This is a genomic window from Chamaesiphon sp. VAR_69_metabat_338, assembly GCF_031423935.1.
Lineage (GTDB): Bacteria > Cyanobacteriota > Cyanobacteriia > Cyanobacteriales > Chamaesiphonaceae > Chamaesiphon.
This window is the reverse complement of sequence record NZ_JANPGM010000353.1, coordinates 1-2,813: the sequence shown is the minus strand read 5'-3', so window position 1 is coordinate 2,813 and position 2,813 is coordinate 1. Positions and strand designations below refer to the sequence as shown.

2 protein-coding genes are annotated in these 2,813 nt (G+C 49.1%); both read left to right on the top strand.

The genetic code is table 11. From position 1 onward, the window contains the following. Window positions 1-659: 659 nt before the first annotated feature. Window positions 660-1,952 carry a dihydroorotase gene (locus RMO84_RS10035; protein WP_310488324.1) on the top strand — a complete coding sequence of 431 codons (1,293 nt, stop codon included), beginning with the start codon at window positions 660-662 and terminating at the stop codon, window positions 1,950-1,952. Window positions 1,953-2,147: 195 nt separating this feature from the next. Beyond that, on the top strand, window positions 2,148-2,813 hold a 666-nt coding region (locus RMO84_RS10030), incomplete at its 3' end, for a hypothetical protein (protein ID WP_310488323.1).

Here is a 2,813-nt window from a genome sequence, read left to right as displayed (position 1 = left end):
GTTAGTCGGTTAAATTGAGATTTAGTCGATCGGATCGGAGGATGTCTGAAAAGTCTAGCTTATTCAGATTAAACCCTAGGAATCTCCCCGCTTGGTGCCAGGGTTGATTTATTTAAAACATAAAAATAATCTTGTAGGTTTGGTTGCGGTTGCGCTCCGGTCGGGTGTCCCGACCATGGAAGCGTCTCTCTCCGGTCGGGTTCCCCGACCATGGAAGAGAGACAAGACAGCGCACCAAGCAGAGGAACGAAACCCAACATCCTCACCATTGATTGTTAAGGTCGTTGGGTTTCACATTCGTTCAACCCAACCTCCAAGTGAATTTTCGATTTTTCTCTGCCAGACAAATCAGCCCTGGCACCAAGCGGGGGATCTACCCAGTAGCAATATAGCAGTTAGACTTTTCGACATCTTAAGCGATCGCCCGCTTGCCCGTCAGCTAGTGGGCGAGCATTCCAGTCTGTCATTAAACTATCGACCATAAGTGGTAAACTTTCAGGTGGTTTGAACCTAATTTTACCGCTCGACCTTGCCCTCACCCCGCTAGAGCCGCAGGATCTGGCGGGGTGAGGGCGACATAATTTCGCTAGCACAAGCAGTTTTTGCGAAGTGGGTTTGGTATGAGATTCGATCGGTGCCGCACTTGACTTTCAGAAACGATGAACCAATTATTTCAACAGGTCAGAATATTAGATCCGATCGCGAGTCGAGATCGTCAGCTAGCCACACCAACAGAACGCGTGGCGGATATCCTGGCGATCGATGGTACGCTTCAGGAAGTCTCGCCAACGACACAACTGCCAACCGATCTGACCATTATTCCGGCCTCACACCTCATCCTCGCCCCAGGATTGGTAGACTTGTACAGCCATAGCGGCACGCCAGGACACGAAGAACGCGAGACGATCGCATCTTTACTGCGTGCGGCTCAAGCCGGTGGCTTCGTCCGTGTCAACATTCTCCCCGATACATTGCCCGCACTCGATCGAGCTAGTGAGATTTTCAGTCTCGATCGCGAGTATCGCCAAATTGCCGCCCAAATCCCCAATTGTCCCCAGCTCGGTTACTGGGGCGCACTGACAGCCGGTATCGCTGGCAAAGCCATGACCGAGTTAGTCGAACTAGCCACAGCACAAATTACCGGTTGGGCGGATGGCCGCGAGATCGCCAATCTCGCCCTCACTCGCCGGTTGCTGGAATATCTCCAACCATTCCAGCTCCCGATTGCCTTGTATGCTTGCGATCGTCAATTACGTGGCGATGGCATTGCCAGAAAAGGGATCGCCGCCCTCAAATATGGATTGCCCGTCGATCCGGTCAGTAGCGAAACTGCCGCGCTAGCCGCGACGATCGAAATCGTCGCCGAGATCGGTACGCCAGTCCATCTGATGCGCATTTCCACCCGTCGCGGCGTCGAACTGATTGCCGCCGCCAAACTACGCGGCGTGCCAATTACGGCTAGTACCACCTGGCTGCACCTCATTGCCAATACCAGCGACCTTGCCAGTTATGACCCCAATTTCAAACTCGATCCGCCTTTAGGCACCGCCGCCGACCAAATTGCCCTGATTGAGGGCATCAAAACTGGGGTATTAGATGCGATCTCGATCGACCATCATGCCTATACTTATGAAGAAAAAACCGTTGCTTTTGGCGAAGCACCACCAGGAGCGATCGGTTTGGAGTTGGCTTTGCCCCTGTTATGGCAACATTTAGTGGTAGCGGGTAAATTATCGGCGATCGAATTATGGTCGGCACTGAGCGTCAATCCCGCTCGCTGTTTACACCAAGCACCGCCCACTCGATCGATCCTCTTCGATCCCAATCGAGTTTGGACGGTGACGAGCGACAATCTCAATTCCCTCGGGCGCAATACCGCATGGCTGGGTCGAGAGGTCATTGGCAAAGTAAATTGTGAGTACTCTTTAGGGACTTTTTTAGCAAGTAAGTAAATCGCTAAAATTAGGAATAGATCGTCTCTATTAACTATAAAAATACATAGCTAGATGTATAGCTCGATTCGATCGAGTAGGGGTCAGCAGTAGAGATTTCCATACATTTAGCCAATGGTTGTATCGAGCGGCAAATGCTAAACTTGCATTACTGCATTCAATTTTGATGTGGTATGAGGTGTGGAGTCTAAAATCATGTTAAAACAATCCGTTTCACTAGTATTGCTAACACTATCGCTGGGTAGTTTAGCTAGTTGTAGCAGCAAAGTTGCGGACAAACCAGTAGATACTGTCAAATCGGCTCCTACTGCAATTAAACCAGCAACTACTGGAGTTAAACCGACGACTAGTGCGATCGCTACGACTAAGCCGGCTGGTGCGCTAGCCGCAGTTCCGGCAGGATTAACGATCGATACCGATCTCCAACAAGAACTTTCGAGTGGTAAAAATCGCAACAATGAGAAATTTACCATCAAAATTAAAAATGGTTCGGTGAGTAAATATCCAGCCTTAAAAGATGCCACAATCGAAGGACATTTGGAAAATGTTACCAAAGCAGCTAAAGGTAAGAAAGCCCAGATGAATTTAACTTTCGATGATGTCAAACTCAAAAATGGCGAACTCATCCCGATCGAGGCTAGTTTAGTCAATACCCAAGTGGAAACTAAAACCAAAGGTCAATTTCTTAAAAATGCTGGCATTATTTTAGGCGGTACGATCGCCGGTAATTTTGTCGGCGATAAAACTAAATTCAAGCATGGTAAATTAGCTGGTGCCGCAGCAGCAACCGCCTTTGTCTTATCTAGTCCTGGTGGCGAAGTCGTGCTCAAAAAAGGCACAGATCTCCAACTAAAGCTCAAG

Coding starts and splice junctions, on each gene's coding strand:
- RMO84_RS10035 (WP_310488324.1), top strand. CDS start 660: ATGAACCAATTATTTCAACAGGTCAGAATATTAGATCCGATCGCGAGT.